General features: G+C 58.4%; 20 protein-coding genes. 7 read left to right on the top strand and 13 right to left on the bottom strand.

Translation table 11 applies throughout. The features are described 5' to 3' along the window. Nucleotides 1–63: 63 nt before the first annotated feature. Nucleotides 64–1,032, top strand: a complete 969-nt coding sequence (locus tag HKD40_RS11200) for an NAD(P)-dependent alcohol dehydrogenase (protein ID WP_169195849.1) — start codon at nucleotides 64–66, stop codon at nucleotides 1,030–1,032. A 1-nt stretch (nucleotide 1,033) separates the two neighbouring features. Here the strand turns inward: HKD40_RS11200 and HKD40_RS11195 are convergent, their stop codons facing one another. The 9 genes from HKD40_RS11195 to HKD40_RS11155 all read right to left on the bottom strand — a co-directional run bounded on the left by HKD40_RS11195 (nucleotide 1,034) and on the right by HKD40_RS11155 (nucleotide 11,653). Further along, a complete protein-coding gene (locus HKD40_RS11195; protein ID WP_169195848.1) occupies nucleotides 1,034–1,915 on the bottom strand; it encodes a patatin-like phospholipase family protein in 882 nt (293 codons plus the stop codon). Between the two features lie 142 nt (nucleotides 1,916–2,057). Further along, the gene (purD, locus tag HKD40_RS11190; RefSeq protein WP_169195847.1) at nucleotides 2,058–3,332 is read right to left on the bottom strand and encodes a phosphoribosylamine--glycine ligase; all 1,275 of its coding nucleotides are present in this window, start codon (nucleotides 3,330–3,332) and stop codon (nucleotides 2,058–2,060) included. 64 nt (nucleotides 3,333–3,396) lie between these two features. After that, a complete protein-coding gene (locus HKD40_RS11185) occupies nucleotides 3,397–4,764 on the bottom strand; it encodes a glutamate--cysteine ligase (protein WP_169195846.1) in 1,368 nt (455 codons plus the stop codon). Between the two features lie 72 nt (nucleotides 4,765–4,836). After that, on the bottom strand, nucleotides 4,837–5,586 hold the full coding sequence (locus HKD40_RS11180) for a 16S rRNA (uracil(1498)-N(3))-methyltransferase (protein WP_169195845.1): 750 nt from the start codon (nucleotides 5,584–5,586) through the stop codon (nucleotides 4,837–4,839). A 167-nt stretch (nucleotides 5,587–5,753) separates the two neighbouring features. Beyond that, nucleotides 5,754–6,290, bottom strand: coding sequence for a spermidine N1-acetyltransferase (gene speG / locus HKD40_RS11175; protein WP_169195844.1), 537 nt, complete (start codon nucleotides 6,288–6,290; stop codon nucleotides 5,754–5,756). Between the two features lie 295 nt (nucleotides 6,291–6,585). Continuing rightward, complete coding sequence (gene edd / locus HKD40_RS11170) at nucleotides 6,586–8,400, bottom strand: phosphogluconate dehydratase (RefSeq protein WP_169195843.1); 1,815 nt, start codon at nucleotides 8,398–8,400, stop codon at nucleotides 6,586–6,588. A gap of 121 nt (nucleotides 8,401–8,521) precedes the next feature. Then, on the bottom strand, nucleotides 8,522–9,217 hold the full coding sequence (gene pgl, locus HKD40_RS11165) for a 6-phosphogluconolactonase (RefSeq protein ID WP_248306025.1): 696 nt from the start codon (nucleotides 9,215–9,217) through the stop codon (nucleotides 8,522–8,524). Nucleotide 9,218: 1 nt separating this feature from the next. Beyond that, entirely contained in the window at nucleotides 9,219–10,700 is a 1,482-nt protein-coding gene (zwf, locus tag HKD40_RS11160) for a glucose-6-phosphate dehydrogenase (protein WP_169195841.1), read from the bottom strand. An 11-nt stretch (nucleotides 10,701–10,711) separates the two neighbouring features. Then, nucleotides 10,712–11,653 carry a BadF/BadG/BcrA/BcrD ATPase family protein gene (locus tag HKD40_RS11155; RefSeq protein WP_169195840.1) on the bottom strand — a complete coding sequence of 314 codons (942 nt, stop codon included), beginning with the start codon at nucleotides 11,651–11,653 and terminating at the stop codon, nucleotides 10,712–10,714. Between the two features lie 279 nt (nucleotides 11,654–11,932). On the opposite strand from HKD40_RS11155, the gene HKD40_RS11150 reads away from it, so the two are divergent. The 4 genes from HKD40_RS11150 (at nucleotide 11,933) to HKD40_RS11135 (ending at nucleotide 14,406) form a co-directional block, all read left to right on the top strand. Then, on the top strand, nucleotides 11,933–12,448 hold the full coding sequence (locus HKD40_RS11150; protein WP_248306024.1) for a bifunctional adenosylcobinamide kinase/adenosylcobinamide-phosphate guanylyltransferase: 516 nt from the start codon (nucleotides 11,933–11,935) through the stop codon (nucleotides 12,446–12,448). 203 nt (nucleotides 12,449–12,651) lie between these two features. Beyond that, a complete protein-coding gene (locus tag HKD40_RS11145; RefSeq protein ID WP_169195928.1) occupies nucleotides 12,652–13,548 on the top strand; it encodes a cation diffusion facilitator family transporter in 897 nt (298 codons plus the stop codon). An 80-nt stretch (nucleotides 13,549–13,628) separates the two neighbouring features. Then, on the top strand, nucleotides 13,629–13,964 hold the full coding sequence (locus HKD40_RS11140; RefSeq protein WP_169195839.1) for a DUF4282 domain-containing protein: 336 nt from the start codon (nucleotides 13,629–13,631) through the stop codon (nucleotides 13,962–13,964). Next, nucleotides 13,882–14,406, top strand: a complete 525-nt coding sequence (locus tag HKD40_RS11135) for a hypothetical protein (RefSeq protein ID WP_169195838.1) — start codon at nucleotides 13,882–13,884, stop codon at nucleotides 14,404–14,406. The genes HKD40_RS11140 and HKD40_RS11135 overlap by 83 nt, the downstream gene beginning before the upstream one ends. On the opposite strand, the gene HKD40_RS11130 is transcribed toward HKD40_RS11135, so the two are convergent. The 3 genes from HKD40_RS11130 to HKD40_RS11120 all read right to left on the bottom strand — a co-directional run bounded on the left by HKD40_RS11130 (nucleotide 14,387) and on the right by HKD40_RS11120 (nucleotide 15,833). Continuing rightward, complete coding sequence (locus HKD40_RS11130; RefSeq protein ID WP_169195837.1) at nucleotides 14,387–14,815, bottom strand: hypothetical protein; 429 nt, start codon at nucleotides 14,813–14,815, stop codon at nucleotides 14,387–14,389. The two genes, HKD40_RS11135 and HKD40_RS11130, sit on opposite strands and share 20 nt — an antisense overlap. Nucleotides 14,816–14,820: 5 nt before the next feature. Continuing rightward, on the bottom strand, nucleotides 14,821–15,039 hold the full coding sequence (locus HKD40_RS11125) for an alkylphosphonate utilization protein (protein ID WP_169195836.1): 219 nt from the start codon (nucleotides 15,037–15,039) through the stop codon (nucleotides 14,821–14,823). A gap of 122 nt (nucleotides 15,040–15,161) precedes the next feature. Further along, nucleotides 15,162–15,833, bottom strand: coding sequence for a hypothetical protein (locus tag HKD40_RS11120; protein WP_169195835.1), 672 nt, complete (start codon nucleotides 15,831–15,833; stop codon nucleotides 15,162–15,164). A gap of 98 nt (nucleotides 15,834–15,931) precedes the next feature. Here HKD40_RS11120 and HKD40_RS11115 point away from each other — a divergent pair, with 98 nt between their 5' ends. Both HKD40_RS11115 and HKD40_RS11110 read left to right on the top strand, forming a co-directional pair. Then, nucleotides 15,932–16,186: a DUF2164 domain-containing protein gene (locus HKD40_RS11115; RefSeq protein WP_169195834.1), complete on the top strand. Its 255-nt coding sequence runs from the start codon at nucleotides 15,932–15,934 to the stop codon at nucleotides 16,184–16,186. Between the two features lie 112 nt (nucleotides 16,187–16,298). Further along, nucleotides 16,299–16,655 (top strand): DMT family protein, encoded by a 357-nt coding sequence (locus tag HKD40_RS11110; RefSeq protein WP_282567614.1) that lies wholly within the window; start codon nucleotides 16,299–16,301, stop codon nucleotides 16,653–16,655. Nucleotides 16,656–16,671: 16 nt separating this feature from the next. On the opposite strand, the gene HKD40_RS11105 is transcribed toward HKD40_RS11110, so the two are convergent. Then, nucleotides 16,672–17,853 carry a hypothetical protein gene (locus tag HKD40_RS11105; RefSeq protein ID WP_169195833.1) on the bottom strand — a complete coding sequence of 394 codons (1,182 nt, stop codon included), beginning with the start codon at nucleotides 17,851–17,853 and terminating at the stop codon, nucleotides 16,672–16,674. Nucleotides 17,854–17,893 lie beyond the last annotated feature (40 nt).

Genomic DNA, 17,893 nt, shown 5'->3' with positions numbered 1-17,893 from the left:
ACGCCGGAAAATATAGAATAAGACTAGCGAAACAATCCCAAGACATTTTGAGGGTGGTGCGGTGTGAAGGCATATGTCGCGCGTCGATACGGCGGGCCGAATGTTCTGAGCCTTGAGGATGTTACCAAACCAGAACCGGCCTCGGACGAGGTTTTGGTCCGCATCATCGCCAGCTCCGTCAACTCGGGAGATGTTCGGGTGCGCGGCTTTGATATACCCAAAGGGATGCGCACGATGGCCCGGCTCGCCTTAGGCTGGTCCGGCCCCCGCCAGCCGATTATGGGCACGGAATTTTCAGGCGTCGTTGAGGCCGTAGGTGCAGAGGTCAGCCGCTTTCAGGTGGGGGACCGTGTATTCGGTTTCCCCGGTGGCAAGATGGGCGCTCATGCCGAGTTCATCGCTATGCCCGCCAATGGCCGTATCGCCAAGCTGCCCGCTGGTCTGAGTTTTGAACAAGGCGCGGCGCTGTGCTTTGGCGGTTCAACGGCGCTGCACTTTCTGCGTCAGGCCAAGCTCCGTCCCGGCGAGAGCATACTGATTATTGGGGCAACGGGCACTGTTGGCCATGCCTTGGCGCAATTGGCCCAGCATCGTGGCGCGCGTGTGAGCGCTGTGACCAGTACGGGCAATATCGATCTGCTCAGTGAGCGGAAGTTCGACCGGGTGATCGACTATAAAATCACCCCGCTCGCCGGTCTTAATCTGGGGTTTGATATTATCGCGGACTGCGCTGATGCCCTGGATTTCAAGTCCGCCCAGCGCTTGCTCAAGCCCAAGGGGCGCTATTTGTCGGTCGCGGGCACGCTCAAGGAAATGCTCGCCGCGCTTGTCCCCGGCCCTCACGGCACCAAGATGATCGCAGGGCCTGCGGCCGAGCGCGTGGAAGACATTTCCCTTCTCGCTGAGCTTGCAGAAAAGGGGCATTTTACGCCCCTCATCGACACCATCGTTCCGTTCCCGCAATTGCCCGATGCACATGCGCGGGCGCAATCCAAGCAGAAGCGCGGAACAGTTGTGGTGATGCACCAATAGGCTATGAGCGCGGAGCGGGTTGTGCCGCCTCCAAGCGTCCCTGAATATAGTCTTCGATGCGCTGGGCCAGCAGCCGCTTGAAGCGGTCCTTCTCGCCTTCGACGCTGGCCAGAATATCCTTCACCCGCCAATATTCCATCGCGCCAAAGCTGGCGACCTTGGGGCGGATATACATGTCTGGCGGATAGGCGGCGATCATATGAGCAGTGAGCGAGTGCATCATGATTGAGGCCGAACCAAACCACATATCAATCGCGCCAAAATCGGTTCGATTGAGCCCTTCGGATGGATCGCCGACGACATCGATGCCGATGGTGAAGTCGCTGTCCAAATCGACTTGGTCGAGCGGCAGAGGATTGACCACGCCGCCATCCACCAACATATGTCCGGCATGCAGCACCGGCTTGAAGAGGCTGGGGATGGCAATCGATCCGGCAATTGCGGGTTGTAAGAGGCCCTGGGCAAACACCACTTGGTGCCAGCTGCGAAAATCCGTGGCGACGACACGCAGGGGGATTTTCAGCTCATGAAAGCTTGTCGGGAAATGCTCGGGCAAGAAAGCCTCGACGACATGCATGCCGTCGAGCTGAGTGGGAATGCCTTGCTTGAAGAGGCTCCCCAATCCGCGCACCTGGGTTGACCACAGGCGCCCAGCGATGATCCGCATGGTTCCCAAGACCTTGATGGAATGCTCGCGCAGCTCTTGCCCGGTCATTCCCGAAGCCCAGCCAGCGCCGATGAGCGCGCCAATGGAGGTGCCAGCGATGACACTCGGTTTGAGCCCAAGCTCATCCATCGCCTCAATATAGGGAATATGCGTCAGCCCACGGGCCGAACCACCGCCGAGCGCAATGCCAATGCGTGGGCCACCAGAAAACACCATTTGGCTCCGCTCCTTCTCTCCGGCGCGCAGAGCTTGGGCGTAAGCCAATCCTCGAAGGTGACGAGGTGTGAGGTCAGAACCCGTCTGCGCTCGGTTCGTGTCCGAACGCGCCGAGCTTACTGAGGGCGGGTTGAGAAAGGGTTCAGTTGCCTTCGCGGGCAATCTCACGCCAGCCAATGTCGCGGCGGGCGAAGCCTTCTGGCCAAGAAATGGCATCCACACCGGCATATGCACGCTTCTGCGCCTCGCTCACCGTACCACCGAGAGCGGTGACATTGAGCACTCGCCCCCCATTGGCCAATAAACGGGTGCCATCGCGCTTTGTTCCGGCGTGGAAGACCATCAAATTGTCAGTGTCGAGCCCTTCAGCGCCAAAGATCTCGCTGCCCTTGTGATAGTCGCCGGGATAGCCCTTGGTCGCCATGATCACGGTCAGCGCATATTGGTCGTGCCACTCGACATCCTTGCCTGCCAGTGTGCCGGTGGCGACAGCGTAGAGCAGCGGAACAATGTCGCTCTTCATGCGCATCATCAGCACTTGCGTTTCCGGATCGCCAAAGCGCGCGTTGTATTCGACAAGCTTGGGACCATCGGCTGTGAGCATCAACCCGGCATAGAGCACACCAGCATAGGGCGTGCCGCGCTGCGCCATGCCGCGTACGGTCGGCTCAATGATGGTTTTCATGACCTCGTCATAAACTTCGCGGGTCATGACGGGCGCTGGCGAATACGCGCCCATGCCGCCCGTGTTCGGGCCAACATCGCCATCAAAGGCGCGCTTGTGATCCTGCGCCGTGGTCAGCGGCAAGATCGCTTCGCCGTCGCAGAGAACAAAGAGGCTGACCTCCTCGCCTTCCATAAAGTCTTCGATGACGACGCTTGCGCCCGATGCGCCAAAGGCGCCGGAGAAGCAATCAATAACTGCTTCTTCTGCATCTTCCACATTCATGGCGACAGTGACGCCCTTGCCAGCGGCCAGGCCATCAGCCTTGATCACAATGGGGGCGCCAGCGGTGTAGAGATAGGCCAGCGCGCTGGCTTCATCTTCAAAGCGGGCATAGCCAGCGGTGGGAATATCGAACTCGTCGCAGAGGGCTTTGGTAAAACCCTTAGAGCCTTCGAGCTGGCCCGCTTCTTTCGAGGGGCAGAAGCAGGCGATCCCCGCGGCGCGCACATCGTCGCCGAGACCGGCGACCACTTGTGCGTCGGGGCCGACGACGACGAAATCAATGTTTTGGTCTTTGGCCGCAGCGATGACCGCGGCATGGTCGGTGACGTCGATGGAAAGATTGGTGGCGACGCCATCTGTTCCGCCATTGCCCGGCGCAACAAAGACCGCCGCGACCTGTGGCGACTGCGCGATCTTCCAAGCGAGCGCATGTTCACGACCACCGGAACCAATGACCAAAACGCGCATACTCGCCTCCATCGCTAATGTATGGAGGCGTATGGACGAGACGGAGCTTTAGGGCAAGAGCTTCCTAAAGCTCAGCGGCCTTGAAGATGGGGGTGATGTCGCCGTTCCATTCGTTGTGGAAGCGGTCGAGCCACACTTCGGCCGGGCTCTTTCCGCTGCGTACGGTTTCTTCGAGCGGTGCAATGTGGATGCTTTCGTCTTCGCCCTTGGCGTTGAGACGATTGCGGCGCGCCAGTCCCGCCGAAGCGATGCCCACAGCTTGTGCTGCGATATCGAACAGGGTTGAGCGATCAAACGGCGTGTTCAGCCCCAGACGCGGGACTTCGGAGCGCAGATATTCGCGCTCTTCATGCGTCCAGTTTTTGACCAGCTCCCACGCGGCTTCGAGCGAGGTTTCGTCATAAAGCAGGCCCGTCCAGAAGGCGGAGAGCGCCACCACATGGCGTTCGTCGCCCATGTCAGCGCCGCGCATTTCGAGGAACTGCTTCATCCGCACTTCGGGGAAAATGGTCGAGAGGTGATCTTCCCAATCGCCAATGGTTGGCTTTTCGCCCGGCAGCTGCGGCAGCGCACCATCGAGGAAAGCGCGGAAGCTTTCGCCCGCAACATTGATGTACTTGCCGTCGCGAATGACGAAGTACATCGGGACGTCGAGCGCATAATCGGCATATTGCTCGAACCCAAAGCCTTCTTCAAAGGCGAAGGGGAGCATGCCGGTGCGGTCATTATCGGTGTTGAGCCAGATGTGGCTGCGGAAGCTGAGGAAGCCACTGTCCTTGCCATCGACGAAGGGCGAATTGGCAAAGAGCGCGGTCGCAATCGGCTGCAGCGCAACCGAGACGCGCAGCTTCTTGACCATGTCGGCTTCGCTCGAAAAATCGAGATTGGTCTGCACTGTGGCCGAGCGGTACATCATCGATGTCCCGAGCGTGCCCGTGCGGCCCATATAGTCGGTCATGATGCCGTAGCGCGACTTTGGCATGGCCTTGATCTGCTCGACGGACCACAGTGGGGTTACGCCGAGGCCGAGGAAGTGAATGCCCAGCTCACCGGCCACCTTTTTGGAAATGGCCATGTGTTGCGCCAGTTCATCGGCGGTCTGGTGAATGGTTTCGAGTGGCGCACCCGACAGCTCAAACTGACCACCCGGCTCAAGCGACACGCCGCCAGCGCCTGCGGTATTGCTCAGGCCAATGGCGTTTTCGCCATCATAGAAGGGCGTCCAGCCGGTTTCCTTGGCCACGCCCTCAAGCAGAGCCTTGATCCCGCGGTCACCGGCATAAGGGACCGAATCCAGCGGATTGGTATAGAAGACGTGCTTTTCGTGCTCGGTGCCAATGCGCCACTGATCTGCGGGTTTGCACCCGCGCGACATTGCCTCGATGAGGTCGTTACGCGATTCAATCAGCGGAGTGGTTTTGGCGCCGGCCATATAGTCCTCGAAGCTTGCAACCATAAAGTGCGCGGCGAACATAACCACCGCAAGGCGGAAAGCAATCGCCTTTTATCGCCAATCACCGATGGTCGCTTGGATAACCGCCATTGCAGCCACCGCCGCCGTATCCGCGCGCAGGATGCGAGGACCTAGGCTAATCGGCCTAACATATTCTAATGAGCGCAGTTTTTCGCGCTCTGCGTCCGAGAACCCACCCTCCGGACCGACGATCAGGCCAAATTTTTGGCCTGCAATATTTGTCAGTTGCTGAACAGGGGAAGACGATGCTTCGCCCTCATCGGCAAAAATCAGAATGCGGTCGCCGTGTACCTCGCCCCAAGTTTCGATCAGTCGCGTCAACGTCACTTCAGGCGCAATTTCAGGCACATTGAGAACCTCGCATTGCTCGGCAGCTTCAATGGCATTGGCGGAAAGGCGTTCCATCTTCAGGCGATGGACTTGCGTATATTCGGTCATCACCGGCTGGATGGTGCTCGCGCCCATCTCCACCGCTTTTTGGATGACATAATCGAGACGCTCATTTTTGAGCGGCGCGAAGCCATACCAGAAGTCGGTTGCTGGGGACTGCGGGGCGATCTGCTCGACGGTTTGCAGGATCACATGCTTTTTTGAATCGGATGTGAGACGGCAAAGCCAAGCGCCGTCGCGACCGTTAAAGAGCACCACCTCGTCGCCCACGGATTTGCGCAGGACAGCCGCGAGGTAAAGGGACTGGTCCTTGTTCATCTCGACGCTCGCACCAAGCGTTAGATCGTTGGCGACAAACACGCGCTGCAATTGTGCAAATGACCGGGGCATAGTCTTACTCTCTCAACTCTGCCCCACATATCCGCGCTCCTCGGCTGGGGTGCAAGAGCTGATCGGCACCTTTGATGGTCCAATCGTCACGAGGGGGCTTGCGGGGTTTAGCCGCCCCGCCCCGGCCCCTCCCCGTCGCGGGGGAGGCAGGAGGGACGGTGTGTGTCCTAGGCCTTTTCTGAGGCTAGGCGCTTGAGGTGATCGGCTTGGAATAGGCACATGCGTAGGACGGTTCGGTATTCACCGTGCACGAAAAACTCGTCTTTCAACTCGCCCTCGATGATGAAGCCGAGTTTTTGATAGATGTGGAGCGCGCGGGCGTTGTCCTTGTCGACGACGAGATAGAGCTTGTGCAGGTTTAGGACCGCAAAGCCGTATTCGAGCGCTGCGCGGGCCGCTTTTCCCGCATAGCCTTTGCCCTGATGATCGGGGGCGACGATGATCTGGAATTCGGCGCGGCGATGAATGTGGTTTATTTCCACCAGCTCTACGAGGCCGACGGGCGTACCCGCGTCTTCGGCGACAAAACGGCGTTCGGTTTGATCGTGAATGTGGTCTTCGTAAAGACCCAGCAGCTCGTCAAAAGTTTCAAACGGCTCTTCAAACCAATAGCGCATGACGGTGGCATTGTTGTCGAGGCTGTGCACGAAGCGCAGATCCTCGCGTTCCAGCGGACGCAGGCGAAAGCTATCGGGGGCAGACATGAAGGCTCCAAAACTGATTTGGAGAGGAACGACGTAAGGGCGGGTTTTGATCCGGGGGGCGTTACCGCCACCTAACCTCACCCTGGTAGGGGGAGGGATTGGACCGAGTGTGCCGCCGCTGCGTAGCACCGTAGGGCGAGGTAGATGGAGGGATGCAATCACCCCACCCCGGCCTTCCCACTCAAGGGGAGGGAGAAGAAGGGTCTTCACCTGAGAAGGCGATTTTGGCTCCAAAGGGAAAGGCATAAAAAAGGCCCCGGTGGGGGCCTTTTTGCATTCATGTTATAAATCGGGCTTAGCTGAAGACGCTGGCGCCGTGGTCGGCGGCGCCGACGAGGGCGCGGAAGCCGGCGAAGAGTTCGCGGCCGGTGCCCCAGTGTTCATTGGTCAAATCTTCCGAGGCCGAAGGACGGGCGTCGAATTCGACCTGGTCGCCAAGGAAGGTCAGCGTGCCCGCTTCAGCGTCGAGGCGGATCAAATCGCCGTCGCGGATTTTGGCAATCGGCCCCCCCTGCATGGCTTCTGGGGTCATGTGGATGGCGGCTGGGACCTTGCCCGAGGCGCCGGACATGCGGCCGTCTGTAACCAAAGCAACCTTGAAGCCGCGATCCTGAAGGATGGCGAGGGCTGGGGTGAGCTTATGCAGCTCGGGCATGCCCATGGCCTTGGGACCGGAGAAGCGAACGACGGCGATCACATCGCCGGTCAGCTCGCCGGCCTTGAACGCGTCCTGCATGGCCTGTTGGCCGTGGAAGACGCGCGCGCGGGCTTCAACGATGCGGTGTTCAGGCTTAACAGCCGACACCTTGATGACGGAACGACCGAGATTGCCGGTGAGAAGCTTTAAGCCACCAGAGGTCTGGAATGGGGTTTTGACCGAGGTCAGAACCTTTGGCAGCGCGCTTTCATCGGGAGCGGGCGTGTGGGCTAGCTTGTCCTCGATAAGCTTGGCTTCAACGCCATAGCCCGAAAGGCCCGTGCCCCAGACGGTTTTGACGTCTTCGTGCAGATAGCCATCGGAGAGCAGTTCCTTGATGAGGAAGCCCATGCCGCCAGCCGCATTGAAATGGTTCACGTCGGCCACGCCATTTGGATAGACGCGCGCCAGAAGCGGGGTCGCATCCGAAAGGTCGCTCATATCGTCCCAAGTGACCTTCAGACCGGCAGCGGCAGCAATGGCGATGATGTGCATGGTGTGGTTGGTCGAACCACCGGTCGCATGCAGGCCAACCATAGCGTTGACGATGGCCTTCTCATCGACGATGTGACCGATTGGCGTGTAATTATTGCCCTGATCGGTGAGCGAGAGGGCGCGGCGCGTCGCTTCGCGGGTCAGCGCATCGCGCAGCGGCGTACCGGGATTGATGAAGCTTGCGCCTGGCAGGTGCAGGCCCATGATTTCCATGAGCATCTGGTTTGAGTTCGCCGTGCCGTAGAAGGTGCAGGTGCCTGCCGAGTGGTAGGACTTGCTTTCAGCTTCCAAGAGTTCAGCGCGGCCGACCTTGCCTTCCATGAAGAGCTGACGCACGCGGCTCTTGTCTTCATTGGGCAGGCCCGATGGCATGGGGCCAGCAGGAACAAACACGGCGGGCAAGTGACCAAAGGTCAGTGCGCCGACCATGAGGCCGGGAACGATCTTGTCGCAAATGCCGAGATAGACGGCGGCGTCGAACATATTGTGCGAGAGCGCAATAGCGGTCGACATGGCGATGACGTCTCGCGAGAAGAGCGAGAGGTCCATGCCAGCGTAACCCTGGGTAACGCCATCGCACATGGCCGGAACGCCACCGGCAACCTGTGCGGTTGCGCCGATTTCGCGGGCCGCTTCTTTGATGATGTCTGGGTAGAATTGGTAAGGCTGATGGGCACTCAGCATATCATTGTAGCTGGTGACGATGCCCAAATTGAGTGTCTTGCTGCCCGCTAGAGCTGCTTTTTCTGCCGGAGTACAGGCGGCAAAAGCATGTGCGAGGTTGCCACAACCGAGATGGGCACGGTGGACGGATGTCTCACGCTGCGCTTCGAGGCGGTTGAGGTATTCCCGGCGCGAATCACGGCTGCGCGCGGCAATACGGTCGGTCACGTCCTGGATAGCCTGACGGACACTCATTTGGATCTCCATAGCTCGCAAGGACGCGCCAAAGGGGGGCCGCTGGCGCGGATGGGCCTTGCATCAAAAGACTGGCAGCCTCAAACGGCCAGAGCGGTCGATTGGGGACCGCTCCAGGAGTTTATGGACACCAGTAAACAGAGAGTGGCGCGCCGGAGCGCAGCACAGCCCGGACTGGCATATCGGCCACCGGACCATCGGCCAGCGCAGCCTCAAGCACGTCAGCCTTTTCCTGCCCTTCAATGTGCAGATAGAGGCAATCGGTCTTGAGCAGACGCGGCAGAGTAAAGGTAATGCGGCTTTCGCCTGCGCCCGGAGCGCGGATCGAGAGGGTTGGGCCCTCTTGGGTCAGCGCTGCGTCGAGCGTGTCGCCGCCAGGGAAGAAGCTGGCGGTGTGACCGTCGCTCCCCATGCCCAGAATGACGGCGGCAAAAGTGTCCGGCAGCGCCGACAACAGCGCGTTGGTCTTGGCGACCTGCGCATCAGTCGGCTCATCGCCACCAGAATAAAGCGGCAAGAAACGAGCGACCGCCGCCGGGCCCTGCAGCATCTTCTCGTTGACGAGAAGCGCGTTGGAGCGATCGGAGGTTTCATCAACCCAGCGTTCGTCAACCAAGGTGACGGTGACCTTGTCCCATTCGATGTCTTTGGTCTTGCCCAAAACCTGGAAGAACTTTCCAGGCGTTGAGCCACCGGAGACAGCGATTGCCGCACTGCCACGGGTGGCAATGGACTGGCGAATGCGGTCAGCCACCGCCTCGGCCAATTCTTTGGCCAAGGTGGGCTTATCGGCGAAGCTGCGACGGTCGATAGTCAAGTTAGTTCGTTCCTTCGTACCAAGTGCGGCCATCGCGCTCGATCAGCGCGACTGCACCAGTTGGGCCCCAAGTGCCCGCTGTATAAGTTTGCGGAGCGTCTGGCGAACGTTCCCAGCCTTCGCGGATCGGGTCAACCCATGACCACGCCGCTTCAAGCTCGTCACGACGCATGAAGAGGGTCTGGCTGCCACGGATCACATCCATCAGCAGACGCTCGTATGCCTCAGGCGTACGCTCGGAGAAGGTTTCAGCAAAGGAAAGGTTCAATGGCACTTCGCGCAGGCGCATGCCGCCTGGACCTGGGTCCTTGATCATCAGCATCAGCTTGACGCCTTCATCTGGCTGTAGGCGGATGATCAGCTTATTGGCCTTCGGCGCGCCTTCGGCGTGATCGAAGATCGAGTGCGGGATCGGCTTGAACTGGATGGCGATTTCCGAAACGCGTTCGGCCATGCGCTTACCGGTGCGCAGGTAGAACGGCACGCCAGCCCAGCGCCAGTTGTCGATTTCGGCCTTGAGCGCCACGAAGGTCTCGGTGCGGCTGCCCTTCTTTTCTTCTGGCAGCTCGTCCTGATAGGACGCGACCTTGGCGGTTTCCGAAGAAACGCCACGATACTGACCGCGCACGGTCTTGGTCGCCACTTCACCATTGGTGATTGGACGCAGCGCGCGCAGAACCTTGAGCTTTTCGTCACGCAGGGCGTTGGCATCGTCGGATGCTGGTGGCTCCATCGCCACAAGGCAGAGAAGCTGCAGCATGTGGTTCTGGATCATGTCGCGCAGGGCGCCAGATTCGTCATAATAACCACGGGTGCCCGCACCAACGCTTTCAGCCACGGTGAGCTGCACGTGATCGATATGGGCCGAGTTCCAGACGGGCTCGAACAGGGTATTGGCGAAACGCAGAGCCAGCAGGTTCTGGACGGTTTCCTTACCGAGGTAGTGGTCGATGCGGTACACCTGATCTTCCTGGAAGATCTTGGCGACGCCGTCATTGATCTTCTTCGACGATTCCAGATCGTGGCCGAGCGGCTTTTCAATCACAACGCGGGAGTCGCGGCGGTAAAGCTTCTTGGCCTTGAGATACTCAGCGATGGGCTCGAACAGATCGGGCGCTACGGCCAGATAGAAGGCACGAACAATGTTCGCGTCATCGCGCAGAGCAGCGCCGAGATCGCCTGACTCGTCAGGCTTGGAGGCATCGACCGGCACATAGGTGCAGATCGAGACGAAGCGCTCGATTGTGGCTTCGTCCTGATAATCTTTTTCCACAAAAGTATGGAGCGCGTCGCGCACCAGTTTCTGGAATTCGGCTTCAGAGAGCTTGGAACGCGACGCGCCAATGATGCGGCTCGTCTCGTCAAACTGACCATCTTTAAAACGGTGATAGAGCGCCGGAACAAGCTTGCGCTTGGTCAGGTCGCCGGTTGCACCGAACACGACATAATCAAAGGGCTGCACTGGAATAATTCGACTGGACAACGGACTAGCCCTTATTTAGCGGCGAAATTCTGTTTGGCGAGGATTACCGCACCATGCAGAGGTTCGTACTTCGGTAAGGCGACAAAGTCACCATAGCGCTCTTGCAGGCGGGGGAACAAACGCTGCCCCAAGCCGCCAACAATGGCCATAACCTGCGCGCCATGGGATTTGAACCAATTAACGTAGGTATCGATATAGCTGAGCTCTATGGCCAGAAGCTTGAGGGCAACTGGATCATTTTGCTCAAGATGGTCGAAGAACAAAGGCATGAGTTTACCGTACTCGCCCGGCGCGCGACCGATCAGGGCATCGTCGCACCCTTCCGAACCGTCACGGCTGAGGAGCTGCAAGCCCATCTCTGTTGCGAACGCCCAAGTCATAATCGACTGGTTTGAACCGCCGAGCGCTGCGGTGACGGCGGCGGTGAGAGGGGAACCCTCAACCAAGCCATCAGCGGCCTCGACAGTGTAACGCACGAGTTCCCGTCCCAGAATCGCACCTGACATCTGGTCGCCGATTGGGAAGCCCCAACCGCCGGCCTGATAGCGCGTGCCTGCAACCAAGGACATGGCTGCGGAACCGGTGCCGATGATCACCACACCACCTTCTGTGCCACCAAGGGCACCAGCGTGGGCGATATCGATATCGTCATAAACCTTTACGCCCGCGAAGGGCCACACACGAGCGGCGAAAGCCTCGCGTGCGCTATCCATACGACCACCAGCCATGCCGAAGCAGGCATAGGTATTGGCTGTTTCAGCGTAATCTAAACCGGCGGCTGCGAACACATCGCGCGTGCCATCGAGAATAGCACGATAGGCAGGCTCGCCGCCATCGATCTGGAGGTTGGAACGACCGTTTTTAACCTCAGCCAAAACTTCGAGGTTTTCGTTCGCTAATCTGACACGGCAATTGGTACCGCCGCCATCGACGCCAAGGTAGTAACGCGCCACGAATGGGACTCCGTCTATGGACTGGGATCTGCGATCGAGAATCCGGGAGGAGCTGACCGCATTGGTCCCAAGCTAGGGCCTGTTTTCGGGGCGGACCATAATGCGAAAGCCGCTAAGACGAAAGTAGCATTCAGGATAAAATGCGTCTCTTCCGCAGGGTGTTTTCAAACCATTATGCTCCTGAGGGAACAGATGGTGCGGAGCGTGAGTTGGAGAAGGGGACATCGACGTTTCGGCGCAACGACCGCCCGCAAGGAAAATCCGATGGAAAGACACTGCTTGGTACTGGGCGGCGCGCGATCCGGCAAGACCGGTTTTGCAGAACGACTAACCCTGAGAAACGGCACAACACCGGCCTATCTGGTCACCACCGCGCAGCGCGACAGCGACATGCGTGAGCGGATCGCCGCGCATCAGCTTGGCGGCATGCGGTACACCGTGATTGAGGAGCCGATTGAGCTGTGCCATGCGCTAATCAAAGCGTCGAAAAACCATGATGTAATTTTTGTGGACTGCGTGACGCTGTGGATCAGCAATATGCTGAAACTGAATAATGACGTCGCCAATGCGGTGAGCGAGCTGTGTGCCACGCTGGTCGAACTCAAAGGCACTAAGGTGATCCTGGTGTCCGATGAAGTGGGGCAAGGTGTTGAGCCCGACACTGCCATGGCGCGCACGTTCCGCGACTTGGCAGGCTCGGCCCACCAAAGGCTCGCCGAAGTGTGTGAGGACGTCTATTTCGTCGTCGCCGGAATGCCGATGACAATCAAAGGCAAGCCTGCCGGATTAAGCTGAAGTGTCCAGCGCGCGGATTTTTTGTGGACGCAAGAGCTGTGGATTGGGTGCAAGCTTTGGAAACACCCTTGTCGATCAATGGCTTGCCGCCTGTGGCACTTTGCTCAGAATGCTTCTGAAAATCGTTTGCAAATTCAAGCACTTGCTGATCAGGCATGAGCGGCGTAAGGCAGGTTTTTACCAGCCGCAAGGAAGCTTTGCCCATGGCGATCACCAACAAGACACTGGCTATAGCATCGACCAGCCTGGTTGTTGGGGTTCTCGTTCTGGGCCTGAAAGTCTGGGCGTGGTGGGTGACTGGCTCGGTGGCGCTGTATTCGGACGCGCTTGAATCGACCGTCAATGTGGTGACGGCCATTGTGGCGCTGATCGCAGTGCGTCTGGCGCAGCGTCCGGCCAATGCCAACATGCCCTATGGCTACCACAAGGCCGAGTACTTCTCAGCGGTGATCGTGGGCGTGATGATCATTGTCGCGGCCATATTGATTCTGCGCGAAGCTGTGCTGGGTTTCCTCAACCCGGAAATGCCCGAAGCACCAACGCTCGGTTTGGCGATCAGTGCGGGTGCGACGGTGATCAATGTCGTGTGGGCAATGGTATTGCTCCGCCATGGTCGTCAGGCGCGCTCGCCTGCCATTGAAGCCGATGGCAAGCATTTGATGACGGACGTGGTGTCGACCATCGGCGTGCTGATTGGCCTGGCGCTGGTTTATGCGACCGGCATTGCGCAGCTCGACTCCATTCTTGCAGCCCTTGTGGCGCTCAACATCATCTGGTCCGGGTGGGGTGTGATCAAGGACAGCGTTGGCGGGCTGATGGACGTTGCCGTGCCTGCAGAAACGCAGAAGATTATTCGCGAGGCCATCGCGTGCACGGCAAACGGCGCGCTAGAAGCCCATGATGTCCGCACGCGACAGGCGGGAAAGATTACCTTTATCGACTTCCACCTTGTGGTGCCGGGCGCGATGACAGTGGATGCGGCGCATGAGATTTGCGACCGGATTGAAGCCAAGCTTAAAGAGCTGGTCAAAGACTGCCAGATCACCATTCACGTTGAGCCAGAAGACAAGGCCAAGCACGCTGGCATCGTGGTCCTGTAAATAAGACCTACGGCAATTTACTGAGGCTTATTGTTTCCAAACTAGTCTTCCTGAGGATCCACTCTCAGGAGGACGGGGTATTGCGATCAATCCTTTCGCTGAACAGCTACATCGCCCCCAAGCTTCTGCGTATCGTCTATTGGATCGGACTTATCTGCATTGGTGTGTTTGCGCTGGCCGGGATTTATAACGCGCTGACCTACACGGGTGACTTGCGCCTCAGCACACCGCAGACTGGTTTTGTGTCTTTGGTCATTGTGATCTTTCTGACCATAGCGGCAACCATCATTTGGCGGCTTGCGGTCGAGCTCATCTTAGTGGTCTTCTCAATTCATGACCTGCTTCGAGACATTCGCAACCAAGTCGCGCCCAACCCTCAGCCTGTCTATAATCGGCGGAGCACTGATCCTCGCTAGTTTTGGGGCCACCCCTGCCCTCGGCCAATTTTGGGGGCAGTATCAAAACCCCAGCTTTCACTATGCCATCGACATACCACCGGGCTTTGAGAGCAGTCGTGCGAATGAAGACGGTACGGGGGCGATTTACTATCGGCTGGATGCCGAACAGGTGCTCTCGCTCTGGGCCGGGGAAAACGCGTTAGGCATTGAGGCAGTGGCCGAGGCTCAAGCGCAGGAGTTGGAAGCACAGGGGTGGGTTCTGGGGATGAACACCAGCACCCCAGACTGGTCCGCCCTCACCGCGCAACGCGACCACCGCATCAGCATCAAGCGGATCGTTGAGCTTTGCGAGCCGGGGCAATATGCGGGTTTCCGCATGGAATTCCACATCCGCGACTTAGCGTCGATCGAGCCAGTGATTGAAGGCCTGACGCGCTCGTTTAGGCCTGAGGGCTGCTAGCGCGCCACGGTGAGGTGGTGAACAGTAGGGCCAAGGCACCCGACAAGCCAACCCGCAAAATCTCGGGAGCGCTAAAGAGGGTTTCCCCGCCGACCGACAATAGGATCAGGTAGACGCCCAGCATGCTGGTCGTAAAGCCAATGCCTATGGCCGCACCGCACCGGGTCGCCGCGGATTTGAGGCGCGGTTCGAGGCGCAAATAGACCAAAGCCGCAAGGATGGCGGGGAGCACCCCAAAGAGGAAACCGAAGACCATAAACATGAAGATGATCGGCCCGAGATATTCGATCTCAGGCAGGCCTTCGACGACGACGTTCAGCGCCAGCATCGCGAGCCCACCGATGATCGGGCCGAGCAGGATGATAGCGAGCAAGCGCCGACTTTGCCCGTCGACCGACCACTTCGACATAAGCTCTAGGCCTTCTTGAGGAACTCAGTGCGCAGGACCAAGCCTTTGACCTTTTCGACATTGCATTCGATCAGATCGGTGTCTTCGGTGAGACGAATATTCTTGCACATGGTGCCACGCTTGAGCGTTACCGAAGTCCCCTTGACCTTGAGGTCTTTGATCAGCGTCACGCTATCGCCGTCATTGAGCTGGGTGCCATTGGAGTCGCGGGTAATTTCAGTCACGGTGTCGTCCTAAATTCAATAAGGAGCTCACTTTCTAAAAGAGAGCCCAGCAGGCAGTCTCACCACCTTGCACAGATCGGCTACGGGGCCAAGGGCCCCAGATCAGTCGCAGTGCTATTCCTCTACGGGCTCGCCTTCTCATAGCCTTCGGGATATTGGTAACCCATGCCGGCCGTCTGCACCTTAACGCCGACTTTGGCGACGAGGGGATCATCTGACGTGACGGTGACGTCGCCCGAAATCGTCGTGACATCGACGTCCGGTTCTTCCACCGTTGGCGCGAAGCGGATCATCGGTACACAGGGCGCTTCGGTGTTCCAAAGCTTGCCGCCTTCGTGCAGGAAGACATAGCCGCCATAGTCCCACCAAAAGCCCGCAAAGCTAACAGGCTCGCCATTGAGTGCTGCCACTTCAGCCGCCGTTTGCCCAACGTAGAGACCTTCGGGGGTGGCCAGCGTCGGCGGCAGGTCGACATAGCTGACGAAACGCGTGTTGGCCTCGTCGAACCATTGGAAAGCGATTTTGCGGTCGGGATCGTCGCCATAAACCAAGGTGCCGAAAACAGGCACGCCTTCGACACTGTCGACCTCTATACGCGCCTCGACGTTTTCAGCGCCGAAGTGCGAGATGATCATGTCGACGGTAACGTCGGGGCCAAATACGCCTTCGCATTGCACGCGTTCTGGCGCGGTGTGTGGTGCTGTGGCGGACTTATCCTTGGTTTTTGCAAAGGCAACGGGCGACAAAGCCAAGGACGATATGATTAGGGTAGAGATAGTCAGGCGGGTCAGCATGAGTGTTAATCCTCCTCCCAGAACTTGAATATGCGCATGCATCAAAACGCATCGCAGACAACACCTTGCCAGATGAACGCAAGCTGAAGGCTCCGACAATGAAACCCATCAAATTCGAACGCGACGAAATGAAAATTATCGTTGCGGAAGTTCAAGATTATTTCCAGAACGAACTCGATAGCAATATCGGCTCCATTCCCGCTGAATTGCTGGTTCAATTCTTCGCCGAAAAGATTGGGGCGCATTATTATAATCGCGGTCTGCATGACGCTCAGGCGCTGGTGCGCAAGAAGATCGACGACGTGAGCGACGAGATTTTCTCGCTGGAAAAGACCACCCGCACGCGCCGCTAAAGCGATCGCCTTGCTGATGCGCCGGGAGCAACTCTGGCGCAACACACCCACTGTGCAGACGGCCAGATGCTGATATGAGAGTGCACCACTTCAGCTGATTTTGGAGGAAGCCTTGGGCTTCAACTTTGCCACGCTTGCGCCGATTGGCCTCTTGCTTGCGTCCAATGTCTTTATGACCTTCGCTTGGTATGGACACCTCAAATTCCCCCACGCAGCGATGTGGGTGGTGGTGTTGGCGAGCTGGGCGATTGCCTTCTTCGAATATTGGCTTGCGGTTCCGGCCAACCGCATTGGCTATGGCACGTTTTCCGCCGCCGAGTTGAAGACCATTCAGGAGGTCATTTCGCTCTCGGTGTTCGTGCTGTTCGCAGTGTTCTATCTCGGTGAGAAGCTGACCTGGAACCACGGCATTGGCTTTGCGCTGATCGCGCTCGGAGCCTTCTTCATTTTCAAGGGGCCGCTGAAATAGCGACCCCTTTCTGTGCCTAGTGGTCGGCGGTAACGCCGCCGACAACAGCAATGGAACTGGGCGCACCACCAAGCTCAATCGACCCGGTCACGGCAAAACTTTTGAGATCGAGCTTGTGGATTTTGCCCGTGGCGGGATCGGTGACCAGCAACTCGTCGCCCGCATAAGCAATCCGCGGCATTGGCGTGCCATGGCCGCCATCGGTGGCATAAGCCTTCGTCACCTGGGCTTTGCGCAGTAACTCGCCGCGCACACTATCAAGCTCTTGCACCGAACCATCGGCGAGCAGCAGATAGGCGAAGCGCGCGTTTTCGCCGTTCAGAACAAAATGAACACGCGTGTCTGGGAGGCTGACGAGGCGAATTGGCGTTTCGGCCTCGGGCTCAATAATGGCCACATGCTTGGGCCCGTAATTGCCGAGAAAATAGTCGAGGCTCTTGCCGGCAAGAAGGGTCCCTACCCGCCCTTCGGGCAGGTCGGTGAAGGGAAGAAGCGTAAAGTCCGGCTTAGGCCCATTGGCAATCAGCACCCCGTCGGAACACCCAAAGGCGATAACGTCGCCTGATGACGCTTCCCCGTGAACATCGGCGCAAAGCTCCGTCGTCCCGACAATGTCGCCACTGGCGTCAAAGACATTAAAGCCACTGGGCAGCTTGCCATCTTCCGAAACCGGCTTAGTGACAATGGCACCGCCATTAAAGGGAACGGCAACGCCGTGGTGGGGCTTGCCACTGTCGAGCTCCACTGACTCGTATGTTCCCTTTTGCCAGAGCGTTGCATCGGAGAGCTGCACTTTGCCGCTTTCGTCAAAAAAGATGGCAAGCTTGCCACCATGTTCGACGAAATGGGCGGGCTTTTGGCCTTCCGCTTGCGGGGCCAAGAGAGCGGGATCACCTAGTTTGAGGTCGGCATGATCGCCGTGGTCTTCAACGGTCAGGCCGGTCGAAATGGCTTGGACCTGATTGGCTTTGCCCTGGACAGCGAAAACGGCATGCCTTCCCTTAGCGGCATAGAGCGTTGCCGGAGCAGCAAGCTTATAGGTCGCGATGGTTTTGTCACTGTCCAGATCAATGACAGAAACATTGGCGCTAGCGCTATCGGCGACAAAGGCCCGCCAAACTGAATGGGTGTCCTCGGCGTAAGCGAGAGGAACATTGGCCGAGGATAAGAGGAGAGCAGCAAGCAAGGCGACGCGCATGGGAATATCCTTGATATGTTAGAACGTTACATTTCGAGAG

Origin of the sequence: Devosia sp. MC1541, from assembly GCF_012847305.1 — a bacterium.
GTDB lineage: Bacteria > Pseudomonadota > Alphaproteobacteria > Rhizobiales > Devosiaceae > Devosia.
The sequence above is the reverse complement of the archived record's forward strand: the minus strand, read 5'-3'. Positions and strand labels throughout refer to the sequence as shown.

Coding starts and splice junctions, on each gene's coding strand:
- HKD40_RS11180 (WP_169195845.1), bottom strand. CDS start 5,586: ATGCCCCGGTCATTTGCACAATTGCAGCGCGTGTTTGTCGCCAACGAT.
- HKD40_RS11105 (WP_169195833.1), bottom strand. CDS start 17,853: ATGCGCGTCGCCTTGCTTGCTGCTCTCCTCTTATCCTCGGCCAATGTT.
- HKD40_RS11130 (WP_169195837.1), bottom strand. CDS start 14,815: ATGTCGAAGTGGTCGGTCGACGGGCAAAGTCGGCGCTTGCTCGCTATC.
- HKD40_RS11195 (WP_169195848.1), bottom strand. CDS start 1,915: ATGGTGTTTTCTGGTGGCCCACGCATTGGCATTGCGCTCGGCGGTGGT.
- purD (WP_169195847.1), bottom strand. CDS start 3,332: ATGCGCGTTTTGGTCATTGGTTCCGGTGGTCGTGAACATGCGCTCGCT.
- speG (WP_169195844.1), bottom strand. CDS start 6,290: ATGTCTGCCCCCGATAGCTTTCGCCTGCGTCCGCTGGAACGCGAGGAT.
- HKD40_RS11135 (WP_169195838.1), top strand. CDS start 13,882: ATGACCTGCTTCGAGACATTCGCAACCAAGTCGCGCCCAACCCTCAGC.
- HKD40_RS11115 (WP_169195834.1), top strand. CDS start 15,932: ATGAAACCCATCAAATTCGAACGCGACGAAATGAAAATTATCGTTGCG.
- HKD40_RS11120 (WP_169195835.1), bottom strand. CDS start 15,833: ATGCTGACCCGCCTGACTATCTCTACCCTAATCATATCGTCCTTGGCT.
- HKD40_RS11185 (WP_169195846.1), bottom strand. CDS start 4,764: ATGGCCGGCGCCAAAACCACTCCGCTGATTGAATCGCGTAACGACCTC.
- HKD40_RS11145 (WP_169195928.1), top strand. CDS start 12,652: ATGGCGATCACCAACAAGACACTGGCTATAGCATCGACCAGCCTGGTT.
- edd (WP_169195843.1), bottom strand. CDS start 8,400: ATGAGTGTCCGTCAGGCTATCCAGGACGTGACCGACCGTATTGCCGCG.